This is a genomic window from Nocardia abscessus NBRC 100374 (assembly GCF_000308455.1).
Lineage (GTDB): Bacteria > Actinomycetota > Actinomycetes > Mycobacteriales > Mycobacteriaceae > Nocardia > Nocardia abscessus.
Map to the genome: position 1 here is coordinate 112,265 of NZ_BAFP01000273.1, position 16,772 is coordinate 129,036.

Sequence of the window (16,772 nt, forward strand, 5' to 3'; positions counted from 1 at the left end):
GAACCGCAGATAGCCCGAAAGCATCCGAAAACTCACCGGCGGACGCGTTCGCGACGACGACAGTCCGGTCGCGCTCAGAAGACATGGGTTGACCTGCGGATCCGGTCACGGCTTGCGAGCGACCGCCCCGTAGGCGGAGATCGGACGGGCCTCACCCACCTCCGGGTCACCCGAGCGCCATTGGGTGATGGATACGAAGCCGGGCTCGACCAGCTGCAGCCCGTCGAAGACGGCTTTCAGCTGTGCCTGGGGACGCGGGACATAGGGTGTGCCGCCGGTGCCGGTGTAGTTCTGGCACAGAGTGACGTACGCGCGGCTGTCGTCGGTGCCGTCCCACATCGCCAGATAGCTGCCCGGCGGGACGGCATCGATGACGGTGTTCACAATGCGCAGCAGCTCGTCGTAGGTTTTCGCGTGGCCGAGCACGCCCATGAACATCACGGCGATCGGCTCGTGGAAGTTCAGGACGTTCTTGGCGTCGGAGATGATCCGCTCGGGGTCGTGGTAGTCGGCGTCGATGTAGGTGACCACGCCCTCGGAGGTGGTGGAGGTGAGCAGCGCCCGTGCGTGGGTGAGCACTAGAGGGTCGTTGTCGACGTAGACGATCCGGGCCTCGGGTGTGATGGTTTGGGCGACGTCGTGGGTGTTCTGCATCGTCGGCAAACCCGTTCCGACGTCGAGGAATTGCCGTATTCCGGCATCGCGGGCGAGGTAGCGCACTACGCGGATGAGGAATTGGCGTGATTGCACGGCCATGGTGGTGATGTCGGGGTCGACTTCAATACCGGCGTCGCCTGCGATGCGGTCGATCTCGTAGTAGTCCTTGCCGCCCATCCAGTAGTTCCAGATCCGCGCCGACTGCGGGATATCTGTCCGGATGAGGGGCACATCGACACCGAGTTCTGCCACCATGGTCCTCCCTCATGCTGCTCCACCACCGCGATACGGCGGCGAGGATCAGCGTCTCGGGCAGGCACGATCAGCGGTAGATGAGAGCAGACCTCGCTGATCGGGCGGGCCGTTGCACGCATCGCTGCTGTTCAGGCAGCTGTTGGGCTGTGAGCGGCTGCGGTGATGAGGTGGCCTCTCATCTTGAAATCTTGTCTGCGAGATGATCACCGCGCGCCGGGTTGACCGGTGGGCCCGGCGATGTCGGACTACCGTGGGTCCTGTTCACCGGTACGTGGCAGGGGCGGATGAGGGATGAACGTCAACAGGGCTCGATCGTGTGAGCCGACATGCGCCAGACGTATTCGCGACAGAACCGTCGCACAGCAGGGGGAAGGGCAGAAACCGTCCATCGAATCGTTGCATGCGATCGCCACCGAAATTGCGACTCACTGCGGGCATTCTGCGTTCAAGTCGCATCGGCTGGCCTGGGGATGGACCGTCGCCCAGGCCGTCGAAGCATTCCATCAGATGTGCCGGCGCGAGAACTTCAAACCTCGCGGCCTGGTCGTGCGCTCGTGGATGGAATGGGAGGCCGGGGCACGTCCCAGCTGGGACTACCAGGACCTGCTGTCACGGCTGTTCTCCACCAACCCCGTGGCCCTGGGATGGGCCGCCGACTACGGTCCGGCCACACCACCAAGGTCCTCTCATGATGTCCTGCTGTCTGCTCGCACGCTGGTGCACCTGCCACCGGACACCGACGCGTTCACCGGGCACCGCGACGAGGTCGCGCGATTGGTAAGTCTGCTGGAGAGCCCGTCCACCGCCGCGGTCGTGATCGCGGCGATCTCCGGCACGGCCGGTGTCGGTAAGACGGCGTTGGCCCTCCACGTCGCCCACCAGCTCCGTGACGCCTATCCCGATGGGCAGCTGTATGTCGACCTCGGCGGCACCCACACCAGCCCGGTCGCGGCGGCCGATGTTCTCGCCGGGTTCCTGCGCGAGTTCGGTGTCGAGGGCAGCGACATTCCCGAAGGTCTGGACGAACGCGCCCGCAAGTACCGCGCATGTCTGGCCGGGCGGCGAGTGCTGGTCGTGCTGGACAACGCCGCCGACGAAACGCACCTTCGCCCTTTACTTCCCGGCACCGCCGGATCAGCTGTCCTGGTCACCAGCCGCGCTCCCATCGCCACGCTCGGAGGAATGCACGTGCCCCTCGATGTGCTCCCCGAAACCGAGGCCATCGAATTGCTGTCGCGGCTCATCGGAGCCGACCGCGCCGGCACCGAATCCGATGCGGTGGGTGAGGTCGCGCGGCTGTGCGGCGGGCTGCCGCTAGCGCTGCGGATCGCGGGCGCCCGGCTGATGTCACGCCCGAACTGGACAGTGGCGTGGTTCGCCGACCGTCTGGCTGATGAGAGCCGACGCCTCGACCTCCTCGCGGTCGGTGATCTGGAAGTACGCGCCTCGTTCGCACTGAGCTACCACAGCCGCAGCGCCGAGGAGCAGTCCGCGTTCAGAATGCTGGCGCTGACCGCCTCGAGCTTCCCTGCCTGGAATCTCGCCGCTCTGTTCGATACCGACCTCGACAAGGCCGAGCAGCTACTGGAGAACCTCGCCGACGCCCAGCTGGTCGAGATCGCCGGAATCGACACCACCGGCGCGATTCGATATCGCCTGCACGATCTCGTCCGCGTCTTCGCCCGCGAATGCTCCGCCCGCCACGACACCGACGATGCGCGCCGCAACGCCGCGCGACGGCTCGTCGTCGACTACGCCACCGCAGTCACCGCTGCTGCCTCGATCCTGCACCCCGGAGCCGACCCCGACATCTACAACCCCGACGGCGCCGACCGAACCGCCGCGGTCGAGATCGCCCGCGCCGCCCCCCGGCGATGGTTTACCGTCGAGCAGCCCAATCTCGTTGTCGGCGTTGAACTTGCCCACCACCTCGGATTGTGGGAGCAGACCTGGCAGCTGGCCGCCGCACTCTCAGCGATGTTCGAGTGGCGCGCGGACTGGCAAGCATGGGCCCACACCCACGAGCTGGCCCTGGACGCCGCCGGCAAGATCGTCACCGACGGCTACGGCGAAGCGGTCATCCTGCGTAGTCTCGGTGCGCTCTACCGGGAACTGGGCCGCTTTGAGGAAGCCGCCACGATGCTGACCCGCGCAGCCGCCGTCTTCCGGAGCCTGGCCGATCAGCGCCGGTGGGCAGCCACGATGAAACTGATCGGTGACACCCGCCGCTATCAGGGCCGTCTCGATGATGCCCTCGACGCGTTCTCCGCCTCGCTGCTGACCGCGCAATGCGAGTCCGACGACCGATCCGTCGCCGGTGTCCTCAACGGCCTCGGCGACGCCAGCCGCGGTCTGTCCCGCTTCGCCGAAGCCGGCCGCTACTTCACCGAAAGCCTCACCATCTACAGAAATCTCGGCGACGAACTCGACCACGCTCGCACCCTTGTCCGCTACGGCCTGGTGCACCGCGAGCAGTGGAACAACCCCGAGGCCCTGCGCCTGTTCGAACAGGCACTCCCAGTGTTCGAGGAATTCGATGACCAGCGCTGGCGAGCGCGCACCCTGCGGCATATCGCGGTCGTCCACCGCAACACCGGCAACCTCGACCACGCACTGGGGCTGTTCGAGGAATCGTTGTCGCTGTTCGATCGGCTCGCCGACCGCCGAGGGACCGCGGTCACCCTCCGCAATCGAGGCGACGCCCATCGTCTCGCCGGAAACCGCGCGCACGCGGCCGCCGACCTCACCCGCGCCTTAGCTATCTTCGAATCGATCGCTGATCACCGCTGGATCGCCCGCTGCCAGCTGAGCCTGACCGACCTGCACCGCGTCAACGGCGCCTACGACCAAGCCCACCACGCCCTCGACACCGCTTTCGACATCATCTACCGCACCACCGGCGACCGTCCCGCCCAAGCACGCGCGCAACGCCAACTCGGCATACTCTGCCGCGACGTCGGTGATTACGACACCGCCACCATCGCCTTGGTCGACGCCCACAGCCTGTTCACCAACCTCGGTGACGAGCTGTGGATCGCCCGCGTCCACGCCAGCCTCGCCCGGCTGGCGCAATGCCGAGGAGAGGACCCGGAGCCGGAGATGAAGGAAGCACTGACGATCTGCCACCGCCGCGGAATCACCGACCCCGACGTCGTCGAGATGGTGTTGAAAGAATGGTGACGATGCCCCAGCCCCCTGTCGGCCAGACCCGCTACGAGCGGATCATGCTCGACCTCTCCCGAGACCCGGATGGCACTGCCGCCCTGTTCCGCGACGCCAGCCAGGCCGCGCGCTCACTCGTTCCGGCGACCGACATCCACCAGCGGGTCATCCGGGATGTCGCGGCCGGTGTGGCCGCACCGGCGCTCGTCGGTGCGGTCGTGTGGATGCTGCGCGAAGCCGAGCGGCGAGGCCTGGCCCGGCTGCGTTTCCTCTCCCGCGACGGACAGATCTTCTACGAACTGACCCGACGGCTGACGTCCCTGCTCGACATGGAAATCGACGTGGAGTACGTCTACAGCAGCCGCCTGACCTGGAGCCTGGCCGCCAGCGACCCCACCCGGCTCGATGAGGAAGCATGGCTGTTCAACAGCTTCATGAAATCCAACGCCCACGACCTGTGCGCACGGCTCGGCCTTCCACTCGACTACTACACAAAGCCGCTGGCAGCCGCTGGCGTTTCCCTGGATCCCGATGCCCGAGCCGACCGCCCTCGACAAGCCGAGGCGATGCGACGATTCCTGCGCACACCGCAGATCACGGACGTTGTTGCGGACCGCATCAACCAAGCCCGGCGCATGCTTGTGGACTACGCCGCCGAGCATCTTCTCCTCGACCGCCGGACCGGATTGGTCGATGCTGGATGGACCGGTCGCATGATCAATTCTCTGCTGCGCGCCTGCCGCACCGACGTACAGCAGCGCCCGCACGCCCTGCTGTGGGGGTACGAACCGCGCGGCGCGGTCGACCCGGCTGACCTCGACCGAGTCGCGGCGTATATGTACAACACCGCCACCGGCGACGGCCTGCAATGGCGGGTACCCGACGCACCTTTCCTCATCGAAACGTTCTGCATGGGCGACCATGGAATCGTCACCGGATACAACAGAACCCCAGCAGGACAGATCGAACCAGTCCTGCGGACACCGGGCAATCCCGCGGCCGAGGCATGGGGCCTGCCGACCTATCGTGCAACGCTCTACGCCTTCGCCGAACAGCTTGCCAAGCTCCCGAGCGAGGATTCGCGCCCACTCATCCACCAGCTCATGGCCGCGTTGTGGTGTCACCCCTCGCGCAGCGAAGCCGCCACCTGGGGTGCGTACCCCTACGACAGCGATCCGGCAGGCACCGCAATACGCCCACTAGCCAGGCCCTTGAACGAACAGACCCGCATCCGGGAAGACCGTGCCTGGATCTCGGGCGCGCTGGCATTGAGCTCACCCACCGCCCGTGAACGGTACCTGGCCCGCGCCTCCACAGGTGAGCTGCGCGGAGTTCCCGCCCCGGACTGAACGATCAGACGGGACAACCGCCTAGCCCGGCCTGTCAACCCATGTCGGAGGAGTTGGTTACGTGTCGAGCGTGCAGTAGAAGTACTCCCGGGGTTACGCGGGTGTTCGGTGAAAAGATCTCCACCCGAGCTTCCCGCCGTCCCGAGTTGGAACGCGCGGTCGCGCTGGCGCGAGAGCTGCGGGCCTCGGGTGTTGCGGTCACCCTGGTGGTGTACGAGGTCGCGGCATCGACCTATCGAAGTGTGTGGGATTCGGTGGGTTCGAATCTCAAGTTCAGGAGGACGCAATTGATCGTCACAGCATCGGGAACACCGTGGAGGAAATCGGGCCCAACGTAACAGGTGAGGTTCAGCGGGCCCCCGTATATAAAGTACTTGGACGGGTGAGGCAGGGCTTCGAGCTTCGCACCGTACAGGCCCGCAGCGCGCGGCGATGAACCAGAGAAGTAGCCGGCAGGCAGGGATGTGTCACGCTCGAGGATCTCGAAACGCTCGCCCGGAGTTCGCAGGAGTGCCCCGAGCTCCCGGAGCGCGCTTGGGCTCGAGACATCCTGCACTGCCCCCTTCGCGGGGCCGAAGAACAACCGCAGCAGCGTGATAACGAACTGCTTTTCATCAAGCGTGTACATGGGAGCATCGAAGTCCTGCAGCGCGCGCCCGGTGACGGACGAGGCGTCGGTCGGCAGCATCGATCGCTCCTTCTCGATGTGCGGTTAAGGATTGAGGCGGCTTGCCAAGTGGTCAGCGAGGCGCAAGGACAGCGCTGCCAGGGTCAACGATGGGTTCGCGGCGGGGATCGCGGGAAACACCGACACGTCGCAGGCGTAGAGGTTCGGGTACGCCTCGAACTTGAGATTCGTGTCCACGACGCCTGTTCCGTCGCCACTCATCCGCAGCGAGCCACCAGCGTGGTGCGGCGTTCCCTGGTTCGCGTACCCCAGGTTACTGTTCGGCTCGGGGTTCGGGATGTCCAACTCCTCGAGCAACCGGTTACGTAGGTTCTTGCACTGTTCGTGGAAAGCACTTCCCGACTCGTTGGGCGCCACCCGAAGGGCGATCGGCTGATCATCGCCTTGCAAGGCGAGCCAGTTCGTATCATCGAGCTGGCTGGAGAAGTTGAATTGGAACTTGACGCGAGACTCCCCCAGGTTCAGCCACTGCTGTCGCAGGTCGTCGTCTGCGTGCCGGAGGTCCCAGTACCACCCATTGAGCAGCAGTTCGGTATTGAACGGTTGTTCCGATATCAGATTCGCCTTTGGCTGGATGAGGACTCTCGCGCATGCAGCGGGGTTCCAGAAAGGATGTGGCACCCCGCCATCCTGCGTCTGGGGAATCATGTACCCGTAGTCGGTACCGCCGTGCGAGAAGTACGCAGGATGGTCTGTCAGGCCACGCCCGATCTTCTTGTTCGGATCTTGGAGGTTGCTCTGCAAGGCGATTCGCGGGCTCTCGATCGAGCCAGCACATAGGACGACGTACTTCCCCGTGTAGCGCCTGCCGACGTTACCGGCCAAGTCCTGGCATTCGACGACAGCCGACTGCTCGCCCGTCGATTCCACCCGCACGACGCGATGCTGGAGGTTGACGGTGAGGTTGTCCCGTCCAGCCCGCCCGGCATGCCCGAGCGAGTCCAGGAGCAGATCGGCTGTTGAGAAGGTGCCGGTCGAAGTCTCGATGACGTCGCCGATCGAGCTGCCGTCCGCCGCAAGGTTGGGTTGATGCTGAGAGCGAGGTAGGTCGATGACCTTGTACCCCGGCAGACACGCCGCTAAGTGCTCGACGACCTGATTCTGGAACGGACCCAGCGTTTGACGCTTGCGCAGGAGCGCCTCTGCGGCTAAATATCCCGTGGCACAGAGGTAGGTGGATACATCCTGCGGCCAGTACTGCAGCTCCCACTCCCGCATTCGCGGGATCAATCCCGACCAGAACACCGAGCGCCCGCCCAGCGTCATCTGGACGCCGTACAAGAACTTCGAGTCGTCCTTATTTTCGAAGTTAAGAACCTGATTCCGCTGCGGTAAGGATTCCCAGTCACCTGGCAGGTTGTTGATGTGCGTAGAAGGTCCCAGACTTCCGATCTCGAGGAGTAAGGTCTTGGCCCCTCGGTCGGACAGCTGGTCGGCGAGTATCCCTCCACCCATACCCGAGCCTACAACGATGACATCGTAGTGGATCGCGCTGTTGACGTTGCCGAAAGAGATTTCTTGTTGCTGTCGGGTGGCCTCGGCGCGAAAGTCTCCGTACGGAACTACGAACCGCTCCTCAAGCGAATCGAATTCATCTTCCTCGGCCGTGAAATGGTGGTTCTTGTCCGGCGCAAGCTGGCGGTCGAATCCCTTGATCCAAGTGTGTCCGTTCAGGACGAACTTCATGGTCAGACCGTCTGGGAATACGGACTTCGGCAGCTCGAAGTGCCAGCCGCCATACCGATACAGACCGTGGATGTCACGCGTCCATCCGGCCTCGGCGCAGCGGATGGTGATTTCGTGCGCAGGTCGCCACTTGGTCGTCCAGAGGTGAGCCCAGAAGGTCGCCCCTTCGGCAGGAGTCTCGTTGACGTCTGCGGCTGGACGTGCGAGCGTGCGGAGATACCGTCGCCGGCTGAGTCTCGACCCGCTTACCCGTCCGGGAGCGAGTACGTCGTTAAGCACTGAGCTGTCAGACACCTCTGAGAGCTCGCGGGGAACGAACTCCTCGGGCACGCCGCTGTCGTATGGCTGACTCATGCAAGCCTCCTCGCTCATCAAGCTCGGACCTACTCGAGTACCGCGACCAGTCGTCTCCCTGCCACGCTACCTGCGAAAAGAACATGCCGGTTGGTTTCAGCAAACCCTGACCGCACGCTTCGACCAGTTCGCGAAGCGAGTGCGCCGACGCCGAAGCGCCGCTGATTTCACATCGGGCACGTTGTGATCACCGTTTAGACGATTTGGCGGAAATTTGCAGCAGCTGCCCTGGAACGGCGCAAAGCTAGGTCGATTGCCCTTAGGCGTGCGTCGAAGGAGCGGAGATGTCGAAAAGTTTGGTGGTGTGCTGCGATGGCACGTGGAATAGCCCGGACCAGCAGAGCCCGACGAACGTAACGAAGATCTCATTGGCAATTGCGCCCACGGATCACAGCGGCCGAGAGCAGAGGACTTTTTACCATCTTGGGGTCGGAACCAACCGGTGGGAGCGAATCCGTGGTGGTGCCTTCGGTTTCGGACTGTCGCGCGACGTCCGCGACACTTACCGCTTCCTTGTGCAGAACTTCGACCCTGGCGATCAGCTCTTCTTCTTCGGCTTCAGCCGCGGCGCATTCACCGCACGCAGCACTGCAGGATTTGTCCGAAACTGTGGCATTCTGCGGCGAGAGCACTATGATCGCGTCGACGAGGCGTATGGGCTCTACCGCAGCAAGAGCAGTAAGACACATCCGCGCGGCATCGAAGCGACTCTCTTCAGACGCTCGTACTCCCATGAAACGCGGATCCGCTTCATCGGGGTCTGGGACACAGTCGGCTCCCTTGGGATCCCGCTCGACGGGCTCGGCCTGGTCAAGTTGATTAATCGCCGGTGGGAATTCCACGACACAAAACTGAGCCGCACCGTCGACGCGGCGTTTCAGGCACTGGCGATCGACGAAAAACGGGGGCCGTTCCGGCCTGCGCTCTGGACGCCACAGGAGCACCCCCCGGATGGTCAGCGAGTTGAGCAGGTCTGGTTCGCCGGCGTTCACTCCGATGTCGGCGGCGGCTATCCGACGCATGAAATAAGCGACATACCGCTTCTCTGGATGGTGGATCGCGCCCGTAGCTGCGGCTTGACCTTCCGCTCCGACGCCTTCACCCACCGCGCATCCGGCGGTGCTGAACCATCCATAGACGATCAAATTTTGGGTGTGCCCACGGCTATCCACCCCGATCCACTCGGCGACTTACACGAGTCCCGCAAGGGCGTCTTTCGGATAATCCCTCCATTCGACCGAAGCCTTGGCGTCAGCGATGAGTCTCACGAATACGTCGCTTCAAGCGCAGTCGAGCGAGGCAAGGAGAAACAGGATTACCGGCCGCCAGCCCTAGCTGCATACCTCCGCGGCAAGCCCCGAATCATGCCGGTCGAATCCCGACTTCCATCAGCCACCGCATGACCGGCCGGCCATCCGATGGGGGTGATCAAGTCCAAACACGGTGGTGTATCGAAATGATCACCGCATGATCCGTGTTGGGTTATGCGGTGAGTGCTGCGGGACGGTAGGGCGGGTGCCGTGTCTTGAATACGGGACGGTTAGGTGAACTCGCCCTGTTCGGCGCGGTAACTGGCGGGACGGACGTGCACGGTGACGTGGGCGGGAGTGGTCCTAGTGGCGGGTTGCGCGGGGTAATTCCGATCGAGGGTTGAAGTAGGGGTGAACTGAGCGGTCGGTGTCCGAATGTGGTGGTGGGTGCCCTATTCGGGCTGCCAGAGCAGCTGGCCTGCGTGGACGGTGGCGACTCGGCCGAGTTGGACGTCGGCGAAGTGCAGACCGAAGCCGACGGTGCCGGGGGTTGCGAGTTGGTCGATGACGGCGCGGCATGTGGTGACCGACGCGGCGGGGTCGTCGTCGATGGCCGCGGTGAGTTCGGGATGGGTGATCTGCAGTGGGGTTTGCATCGCGTCGCCGAATACGAGCAACCGGTGGCCGGGTGAGGTGATCACGTAACCGAGGTGCCCGAGGCTGTGCCCGGGAAGGGCCAGGGCGTGCACGCCGGGGAAGATTTCCTCACTGTCTCTGACGGTGCGTACTTGCGCGGCAAAGACATCGAGCATCTCGGCGCTGGCGCCGGTCGTGGCGGCAAATGCTCTGTGCTGCCATTCGGTGTCCCCGATCAGGACGGGGATGTCCGCGAAGGGGCTGCTCGGGGTGGCGGGCGCGGTTTGCCACAGCCACCCGATGTGATCCAGGTGTAGGTGGGTGATGGCGACGAGTTCGATGTCGGCCAGGGTTGTGCCTGCGGCGGCGAGGCTGTCGAGCAATTGTCCGCCGCGCATCAGCCCATACGGGGTGGGCACGGCCAGCGGTCCGAAGCCGGCGTCGATGAGCATGGCTCGGTTGCCGTGTTCGACCAGCAGTGCGCCGACGCTGGCGACGAGGTAGCCGTCGTCGTTGATCAGATGCTGGTTCGCGGCCCATATCTGGTCATCGGAGTCCGGCAGCCATGCGCGGGGTTCGAGCAGGGCGACGCCGTCGGGGAGGTAGGTGATGCGGTGATCGCCGAGCTGGTGGTGATGGAGTGTGGCGGGGCGGGTGTAGTGGTCGAGGCTGAGGGTCATGATCGGGTCTCCTGATGTGGGGGTTCGGGGAGGTTGTGGTCGCCGCCGTGACGTGCCGTGCAGTCGGGCGACCTGACCGGGTGCTGGGGGCCGGGTGGGGTCGCGGCGACCGGGCGGTCGGGTCACGCTCCGAGCCTGGGGGCGGGTATGCAAGGCGGGTGCGGGGTCGCGGCGACGCGGGATTCGACAGCGGGCATGGGGTTCTCGCAGGTTGGATCGACGGCGGGCAGCGGATGTCGCGTCGCGGAGGGCTACGGATCGGGCCCGGCGGTCGGGTACGCCTCGACGCTGGTGGTTTCCGCTGTGTCCGCACCGGTTGTGCTGTCCCAGCTGTCGGTCGTGGCCTCGGGCATTGCGCCGGTGATCGCGGCGTCGATCTGAGGTCCGTGCTCGGATTGCCCCCAGATGGCGGTGTCGAGGGCGTCGCGGGCGCGTTGGATCAGGGCTTTCGGTGTCGGGGGCCGCTCGGTGTCGGTGTCGGTGTCGGGGGTGGTGATGTCGCGGTCGGTGCGGCGGAGGCTTTTCAGCGAGCGCCGGACACCATCGGCAATGGCCGTGCTGGTGTAGCTGCGCCAGTGGGTGTCGAGGTCATCGGGGTTGTAGTGCAGGTAGCCCTCAACCCGCTGTGCGAGGTCGCTGGTGGTTGTGTCGAACGCTCGGGCGCGAGCCTGGGCGCCCAGGCCGATAGAGGTGGCGGTGCGGTCGGCGCGGGTCCAGAGCGCTTCCATGTTGCGCCGCAGCTGTTGGGCGGCGGCCGGGTCCGGCTCGGCGTCGGCGGTGGCGGTGGCGGTGCCGAGGAGATGTTCGCGGGCGACGATGATGGCGGCCATGTCGGTGAGCTGGCGCATGTCGTCGGCGACGCGGGGGGTGTTTCGCCGTCCGGGAGCCGGGCGTGGTGTCGGGAGCAGGTGGTCGTCGCTCCATGCGCGACCGGTTTCGGCGAGCCGCCGCACGACGCCGATCCAGTCGGCGGGCACACCTCGGTCGCGGGCTTGGATTTCCGCGAGACTGCGTTGCCGGTCGATCGCGGCGATCTGCTCGAATACCGCCGTTGGCGCGGTGGCTTCGGTTTCGGTGGTGTGGAGGGTGTCGTGCAGGCGGGTGGCGCTGGCGGCGAGCTGGTGTATGTGGCGCAGCAGGGTCGCGTGTTCGGGTGGGATGTCCCCGCTGCGGGTGCCTGATCGTGGGCGGGTCATTGTCCGTATCCCTCGCCGGGTGAGGAGAACTGCGGCACGCCGATGTCGTGGTCGGTCGTGGGGTCGTTCACCCACGCCTGGGTGCTGGCTGCGTGGCTGAACACCGCTGTGGCGCGATCGGCTTCGGTGTCATGGGCGACAGTGCCGGTGGGAATCGCGGCGTCGACTGCGGCGTCGATGTCGGCGCCGGTGGGGCTGGCGGACCGGAACTGCGGCGGTGGGAGCGTCAGCCCTTTCGTGATCGCGGTGACTAGCTCCGCGTGGGTGCACAACGCCGCCGCGGTGTCGATCGGGATTCCGGCGTTGTTCAGTGCGGTGGCTTGCAACGCGTAGGAACGGGTGTCGGCCCGGGCGATCTGCTGCCAGCGCTGCATCACCTGTTCGGCGGGAACGCCGTCGACGGACGCGATCGCGGCGTGAGCCCACTCCCCGGCGTCGCCCCACAGATCGTTGCCTTCCTCGCGGGTGAGGCCGAGCAGGTTGGCCACCCCCGAAGCCCGGTAGCGCAGGGCACGCAGATTTCCCTCGACCTCGGCAACGGCACTGGTGTCGCTGGACGGGGCGATCTGTTCGGAGGCGGTATGCAGGGCGGTCCACTCGCCCAGGCGTTGCACGTCGGCGTAGAGGTCACCGAGGATGCGGTCCCAGTCGGTGGGTTCCGGATCGCGCAGGTAGAGGTCGGCGCGCCAGTGGGTGCCGCGTTCGGCGCGTTCACGCACGTGCTCGATCCACACGCGCGGCACGCCACCGGCGTAGGCGGCGTTGATCAGTGCCTCCCGCAGGAGCGCGCGGCCTTGGTAGTCCTCATACCAGGACTGCGGCGGTGTTCGTCCGCTCTTGTGCTGGCGTTCGGTGGCGGTGGCCACCATCCGGTTGAGGAACACCGTCTGGTTCTGCAGAGCTTTCAGCACCGCCGCCTGGGGCCGTGTCGGCGCCCTCACGACCCCACCCCTGCGGTGAAGCCGTCACCGAAGGCACGGAAATCGGGACCGAACCCGAGCCGCTCGATCGCAATCCCCGCGCCGGGTGCGCCGAACCATGCGGCCGGGACGGGTTCGACCGGGAGGCCAGGGGTGTCGATGTGCTGGTCGGGGGTGCAGCGGTACAGGGGTCCGTTGGCGGCGTCGAGGATGTAGCGCATGTGCGGGTCGATGTGGCGGGTGAATAGCGTGCTCATCGTGGATTTGTCTTGTGCCACGCGGGCGGCTTCGAACCCTCGGTGCAGCCCGGCGAACCGGACTGCAACCGCGTGATGTGCCCACCAGCGGCGGCACCAGGTGTATTGGCCTTCGCGGTTGTTGGCCGCGATCCGCACCGAAGTGACCGGCAGCAACCACTGCTGCACGAATAGGCTCCAGTGCTCGAACAGTGGTGGCGGCCCCTTCGGCTCCTCACCGTCTGCGTTGCCGGCGGGCTGGGAGGGTTTGAAATAGCGGGCGGGGACCGGCTCGAACGGCAAGCTCGGTGTGGGGATGTGGGTGGTGCGGGTGCAGCGGTGCAGCGGGCCGTTGGCGGCGTCGAGGATGACCTTGAAGTGGGCATCGACGTGGGAGAGCACGAAGGTGCTGAAGCCGTTGCCGGTGCGGGCGCGCTTTTGTGTTTCGAATGCGGCGTGCAGGTGCGCGATGCGTACCGCGACCGCCCGGTGTGCCCACCATCGTGGGCACCAGGTGTAGGTGTTCTCCCGGTTGGCTTCAGCCAACCGGACGCTGATGAACGGCCACAGCCACGTCTCGGCGAACTCGGTGAAATGCTGATACGACGGCTGCTCCGGCTTCTTCGGCGCGCTCTTCTTCCCTGCCGCAGAATTTCCCGTCCCCGGGGTCGGCGCGCTCACGGGCGCTCACCGCCGTCGGCGGCATCCTTCTCAAATCCGGTGGCTGGCGCCGTGCTCTGATCGGCGGCTTTCTGGAACCGGGCGAGCGATTTCCGGATCAAGGGCGCGTATTCGGTGTCCGACCACCAGATCTTGCGCACCACGACCGGTCCGTGGTTCGGCAGCCGGACCAGGGCGCGGTCTTTCGGCAGGGCAGCCAGCAGCGCGGTGTCCAGGATGGGTTCGGCGCGCCAGGACACGGTGCGGTTGGTGCCTTGAGCGCCGTGGCTGCGGGAGCGATCGGCCACGTCGTGGGGGCCGGTCATCGCCGACCAATGCTCGAGATAGTCGGTCGCAGCGATGCCGCCGCCGTAGACCTCGATGGATTGCGCGCGCATCGTTTTCAGACCGTTGACGCCCCAGAGGTCTTCGCCTTGTTCGAGGACCTGCAGGATGGTCATCAGCACGATTCCGCAGCCGCCCGCGTAGGTGTAGTAGGCCGGGAGTTCGGCGATGCGGGCGCAGTTGGCGGCCTCGTCCAGCACCGCCAGAAGCGGCACTGCCAACCGCCCGTCCGGGCGGGCGCGTGCCGCATCCAGTGCGGACTCCAGGATCTGCCCGACCAACGCCGAGGTCAGGGGTGTGGCGCCGTCGGGGCCGGCCATCGACAGCGCATACAACGTGTCGGTCGAGTCCACGAACCGCGCTGGGTCGAACTGCGGCAGCTCATGGGTCTGGTCTTGTTCGGTCCGGTCGATGACGAGTTCGGTCTTGCGGGTCTTCTTGACGATGGCCTCACGGACCGCCAGCCGCACCCGCCGCTGTGGCGTGACCATGCGGGCATAACCCTCATCGGTGAGCACGTTCAAAAAGCGGCGGGCCATGTCGAACAAGCCATCGCGCTGACGGCTATACAGCGCTTGGGATTCGAGGATGCGCTCGGCGGAGCGAAAGTGCTTGTAGTGGCGCAGGATGAGCGCCGGTGTCTGGTCCTGATCGCGGCCGAGCCATTCGGCCACGTGCAGCAGATCACCGCCTGCGCAGGCGGCGGCGTACAGATACAGGCTGAGTAACTCTTGGGCGCCGCCGTCGAAATAGGAGTCAACCTTCGCGTTGGCGGCTTGTGACGCGGAACCGGAGGCGGCAGAGACGAAGAATCCAGCCAGTTTCCGTGCCTTGGGCAGACTGGTGACCTGGGCCAACAAGTCGACCCAGAAGCCGCACTCCACCTTCCCGGTGACCGCTTGCAAGTCGCACAACCAGATCTGGCCGCGCTGCTCGCGCCCGTGCACGGTGTGCCGATACAGATCCGGTTTGTTGCTGGTCGCCAAGCACGGGCCCCACGCTGAGAGCACGGCCGGGATCGCCCACGCCATCGTCTTGCCGGTGCGCGTGCCCGCAGCGATCGTCACCCCCAACTCGGCGGGCACGAATAGCTCTACCCCGCCGATGACGCTCTTGCCCAGCGGTGGTCCTTTGAGGGCTTGGATTTCCTCGGGCGCGTCGCGCAGCAGCCGCTTGTTGGCGCGCTGGTTGTCGCGGGCGCGGGCCATCCGAATGTCGCGGGGTCGTTGCATGGTGCGCGCGGCGGCATCGATCTCGCTGCCCGACGCGAGTGTGCGCCACCCGAAAACTGCCAGCCCGCCGCCGCCGAGCAGGTAGACGACAGCTATGAGGCTGGCTTGCCACGGCCACGGGTGCTGACCGGTAGCGACTTCCAGCAGGGCACCAACGGGGTGGCGGGTGACGGGCAGTCCGGCCCAGCGGCTGCCCAGACTCAGCGCCGACCACGCCGCCAGCGCGATCAGCACCGCTACGAGAAGCAGCAGCAGAAGGGTGGTTTCCTCGCCGAGTCCGCGTTTGGTGCGGCGGCGGGTTTCTCGAGTCGAGAACATGATTCAGTCCTTCCGAGGGATACGCATGTCTGGGGAGCGAGGGGCGTTCAGGCCGTCAGGTCGGCGTTCACACCGATCTCGTGCGAGGTCACGGCCGGGTGATCCTCAAGGTCGTCGGCTGGGCTCCACTCGCCGAACTGGCTCTCGGGCAGCGCGGCGTCGATGGCCGCATCGATCTCCGCGCCACTCCCGTGTTCGAGGCCCGTCAACGGGTCCGGCAGCGCGAGTTGTTCGGGGCTCGCCGGGTCCTGATGGGAGTAGGTGCCTGCCAAGCCGGCGTGGTAGGCAGCCTCGATGTCGGCCGGTGACGCCGCGGCGTCCGCGGCGGCGACGCGGGCAGTGCGGGCGGCGTCCAGCAGGGACTCCAGCCGCGCGAGGTGAGCTTGATACCGCTCAGGTGCGCTCGGCCACGCATCCGACAGGTGGGTGTGTTCTGCGGTCGCGTCTTGCAGTTGCCGCAGTGCCACGCGTTGACGGGTGAGGCGTTCGTCTCGGCCGGTGTCGCGATCTCCGGCTGCTTCCTCGGCTTCCAGCAGTTGATCGGTTTCGGTGATGATCGCGTCGACTTCGCTGAGGCTGGCAAGTGCCGGGCCGCGGACGCCGAGGGCACGGTCGAGCACGCTGGTGCGCTCGGCTTGCCGTTCGGGTGAGTGGCCGGGTGGTTGCCAGCGAGCACCATCCTGTTCGGAGCCGGTGGTGGTGGTTTCGATGTGGCCGGTGATTTCTGCGGCTTGGCGCAGGTTGCGCCATACCACCGGCTCGACGTCGAGGTCTCCCCCGAGCTTGGCGCGGATGATCCGGTTGTAGGCGGCACGGGTGAATTCCGGCCGCGCCTCCCACCCGGCGACTGCGGCTTGCAGTTGCCCCCAAAGGCGGCGGTGCTCGGGTGATTCGTGGCGGCCCCACTGGGCGGCCAGCTCGTCAGCCCAGTCGGTGAATTGCTGCTGCTGTTCGAGCGTTTCGCCGTGTGGGGCGATCAACCGCAGCTGGTAGTAGCGGGTGAAATCTGCCCGGATCTGAGCTTCGGTGTCGTTGGCGGCGTCGCGGTAGTAGCCCGGATCGGTGATGCCGTATCGGGGATCGGGCCAGCTCATCGCCGCACCCGCCGATCCTCGTCGCGGACCGGGCGATGCTGTTGCGGTGCAGGG

Annotated in this window: 12 protein-coding genes; 3 read left to right on the forward strand and 9 right to left on the reverse strand. The window is 65.9% G+C overall.

From position 1 onward, the window contains the following. Nucleotides 1-105: 105 nt before the first annotated feature. Complete coding sequence (locus ON19_RS36650; RefSeq protein ID WP_043703708.1) at nt 106-912, reverse strand: SAM-dependent methyltransferase; 807 nt, start codon at nt 910-912, stop codon at nt 106-108. 507 nt (nt 913-1,419) lie between these two features. Between ON19_RS36650 and ON19_RS36655 the strand changes: the two genes are divergently transcribed. Next, entirely contained in the window at nt 1,420-4,092 is a 2,673-nt protein-coding gene (locus tag ON19_RS36655) for an ATP-binding protein (protein ID WP_169334256.1), read from the forward strand. A 2-nt stretch (nt 4,093-4,094) separates the two neighbouring features. Continuing rightward, nucleotides 4,095-5,423 carry a hypothetical protein gene (locus tag ON19_RS36660; RefSeq protein WP_157230050.1) on the forward strand — a complete coding sequence of 443 codons (1,329 nt, stop codon included), beginning with the start codon at nt 4,095-4,097 and terminating at the stop codon, nt 5,421-5,423. Between the two features lie 232 nt (nt 5,424-5,655). Here the strand turns inward: ON19_RS36660 and ON19_RS42660 are convergent, their stop codons facing one another. Both ON19_RS42660 and ON19_RS36670 read right to left on the reverse strand, forming a co-directional pair. Continuing rightward, nucleotides 5,656-6,111 carry a hypothetical protein gene (locus tag ON19_RS42660; protein ID WP_043703714.1) on the reverse strand — a complete coding sequence of 152 codons (456 nt, stop codon included), beginning with the start codon at nt 6,109-6,111 and terminating at the stop codon, nt 5,656-5,658. A 24-nt stretch (nt 6,112-6,135) separates the two neighbouring features. Continuing rightward, on the reverse strand, nt 6,136-8,151 hold the full coding sequence (locus ON19_RS36670; RefSeq protein ID WP_169334257.1) for a GMC oxidoreductase: 2,016 nt from the start codon (nt 8,149-8,151) through the stop codon (nt 6,136-6,138). 284 nt (nt 8,152-8,435) lie between these two features. Between ON19_RS36670 and ON19_RS36675 the strand changes: the two genes are divergently transcribed. Then, the gene (locus ON19_RS36675; RefSeq protein ID WP_043703725.1) at nt 8,436-9,554 is read left to right on the forward strand and encodes a T6SS phospholipase effector Tle1-like catalytic domain-containing protein; all 1,119 of its coding nucleotides are present in this window, start codon (nt 8,436-8,438) and stop codon (nt 9,552-9,554) included. Between the two features lie 299 nt (nt 9,555-9,853). Here the strand turns inward: ON19_RS36675 and ON19_RS36680 are convergent, their stop codons facing one another. From ON19_RS36680 to ON19_RS36705, 6 genes are all read right to left on the reverse strand, one after another. Next, entirely contained in the window at nt 9,854-10,717 is an 864-nt protein-coding gene (locus ON19_RS36680) for an MBL fold metallo-hydrolase (protein ID WP_051169710.1), read from the reverse strand. Between the two features lie 251 nt (nt 10,718-10,968). Beyond that, nucleotides 10,969-11,913 carry a hypothetical protein gene (locus ON19_RS36685; protein WP_043703734.1) on the reverse strand — a complete coding sequence of 315 codons (945 nt, stop codon included), beginning with the start codon at nt 11,911-11,913 and terminating at the stop codon, nt 10,969-10,971. Further along, nucleotides 11,910-12,854 carry a hypothetical protein gene (locus tag ON19_RS36690; RefSeq protein ID WP_157230051.1) on the reverse strand — a complete coding sequence of 315 codons (945 nt, stop codon included), beginning with the start codon at nt 12,852-12,854 and terminating at the stop codon, nt 11,910-11,912. The genes ON19_RS36685 and ON19_RS36690 overlap by 4 nt, the downstream gene beginning before the upstream one ends. After that, nucleotides 12,851-13,750, reverse strand: coding sequence for a DUF4913 domain-containing protein (locus ON19_RS39565; RefSeq protein ID WP_051169711.1), 900 nt, complete (start codon nt 13,748-13,750; stop codon nt 12,851-12,853). The genes ON19_RS36690 and ON19_RS39565 overlap by 4 nt, the downstream gene beginning before the upstream one ends. Then, nucleotides 13,747-15,624 carry a type IV secretory system conjugative DNA transfer family protein gene (locus ON19_RS36700; RefSeq protein ID WP_051169712.1) on the reverse strand — a complete coding sequence of 626 codons (1,878 nt, stop codon included), beginning with the start codon at nt 15,622-15,624 and terminating at the stop codon, nt 13,747-13,749. Before ON19_RS36700 ends, ON19_RS39565 begins: the two co-directional genes overlap by 4 nt. A gap of 47 nt (nt 15,625-15,671) precedes the next feature. Then, on the reverse strand, nt 15,672-16,718 hold the full coding sequence (locus ON19_RS36705) for a hypothetical protein (protein ID WP_043703751.1): 1,047 nt from the start codon (nt 16,716-16,718) through the stop codon (nt 15,672-15,674). Nucleotides 16,719-16,772: the final 54 nt, after the last annotated feature.

What these genes read in the sequence shown, in the direction of transcription:
- ON19_RS36685 (WP_043703734.1), bottom strand. Translation starts at nt 11,913, where the DNA reads ATGACCCGCCCACGATCAGGCACCCGCAGCGGGGACATCCCACCCGAA.
- ON19_RS36660 (WP_157230050.1), top strand. Translation starts at nt 4,095, where the DNA reads ATGCCCCAGCCCCCTGTCGGCCAGACCCGCTACGAGCGGATCATGCTC.
- ON19_RS36650 (WP_043703708.1), bottom strand. Translation starts at nt 912, where the DNA reads ATGGTGGCAGAACTCGGTGTCGATGTGCCCCTCATCCGGACAGATATC.
- ON19_RS36705 (WP_043703751.1), bottom strand. Translation starts at nt 16,718, where the DNA reads ATGAGCTGGCCCGATCCCCGATACGGCATCACCGATCCGGGCTACTAC.
- ON19_RS36655 (WP_169334256.1), top strand. Translation starts at nt 1,420, where the DNA reads ATGTGCCGGCGCGAGAACTTCAAACCTCGCGGCCTGGTCGTGCGCTCG.
- ON19_RS36675 (WP_043703725.1), top strand. Translation starts at nt 8,436, where the DNA reads ATGTCGAAAAGTTTGGTGGTGTGCTGCGATGGCACGTGGAATAGCCCG.
- ON19_RS36680 (WP_051169710.1), bottom strand. Translation starts at nt 10,717, where the DNA reads ATGACCCTCAGCCTCGACCACTACACCCGCCCCGCCACACTCCATCAC.
- ON19_RS36670 (WP_169334257.1), bottom strand. Translation starts at nt 8,151, where the DNA reads ATGAGTCAGCCATACGACAGCGGCGTGCCCGAGGAGTTCGTTCCCCGC.
- ON19_RS36700 (WP_051169712.1), bottom strand. Translation starts at nt 15,624, where the DNA reads ATGTTCTCGACTCGAGAAACCCGCCGCCGCACCAAACGCGGACTCGGC.
- ON19_RS42660 (WP_043703714.1), bottom strand. Translation starts at nt 6,111, where the DNA reads ATGCTGCCGACCGACGCCTCGTCCGTCACCGGGCGCGCGCTGCAGGAC.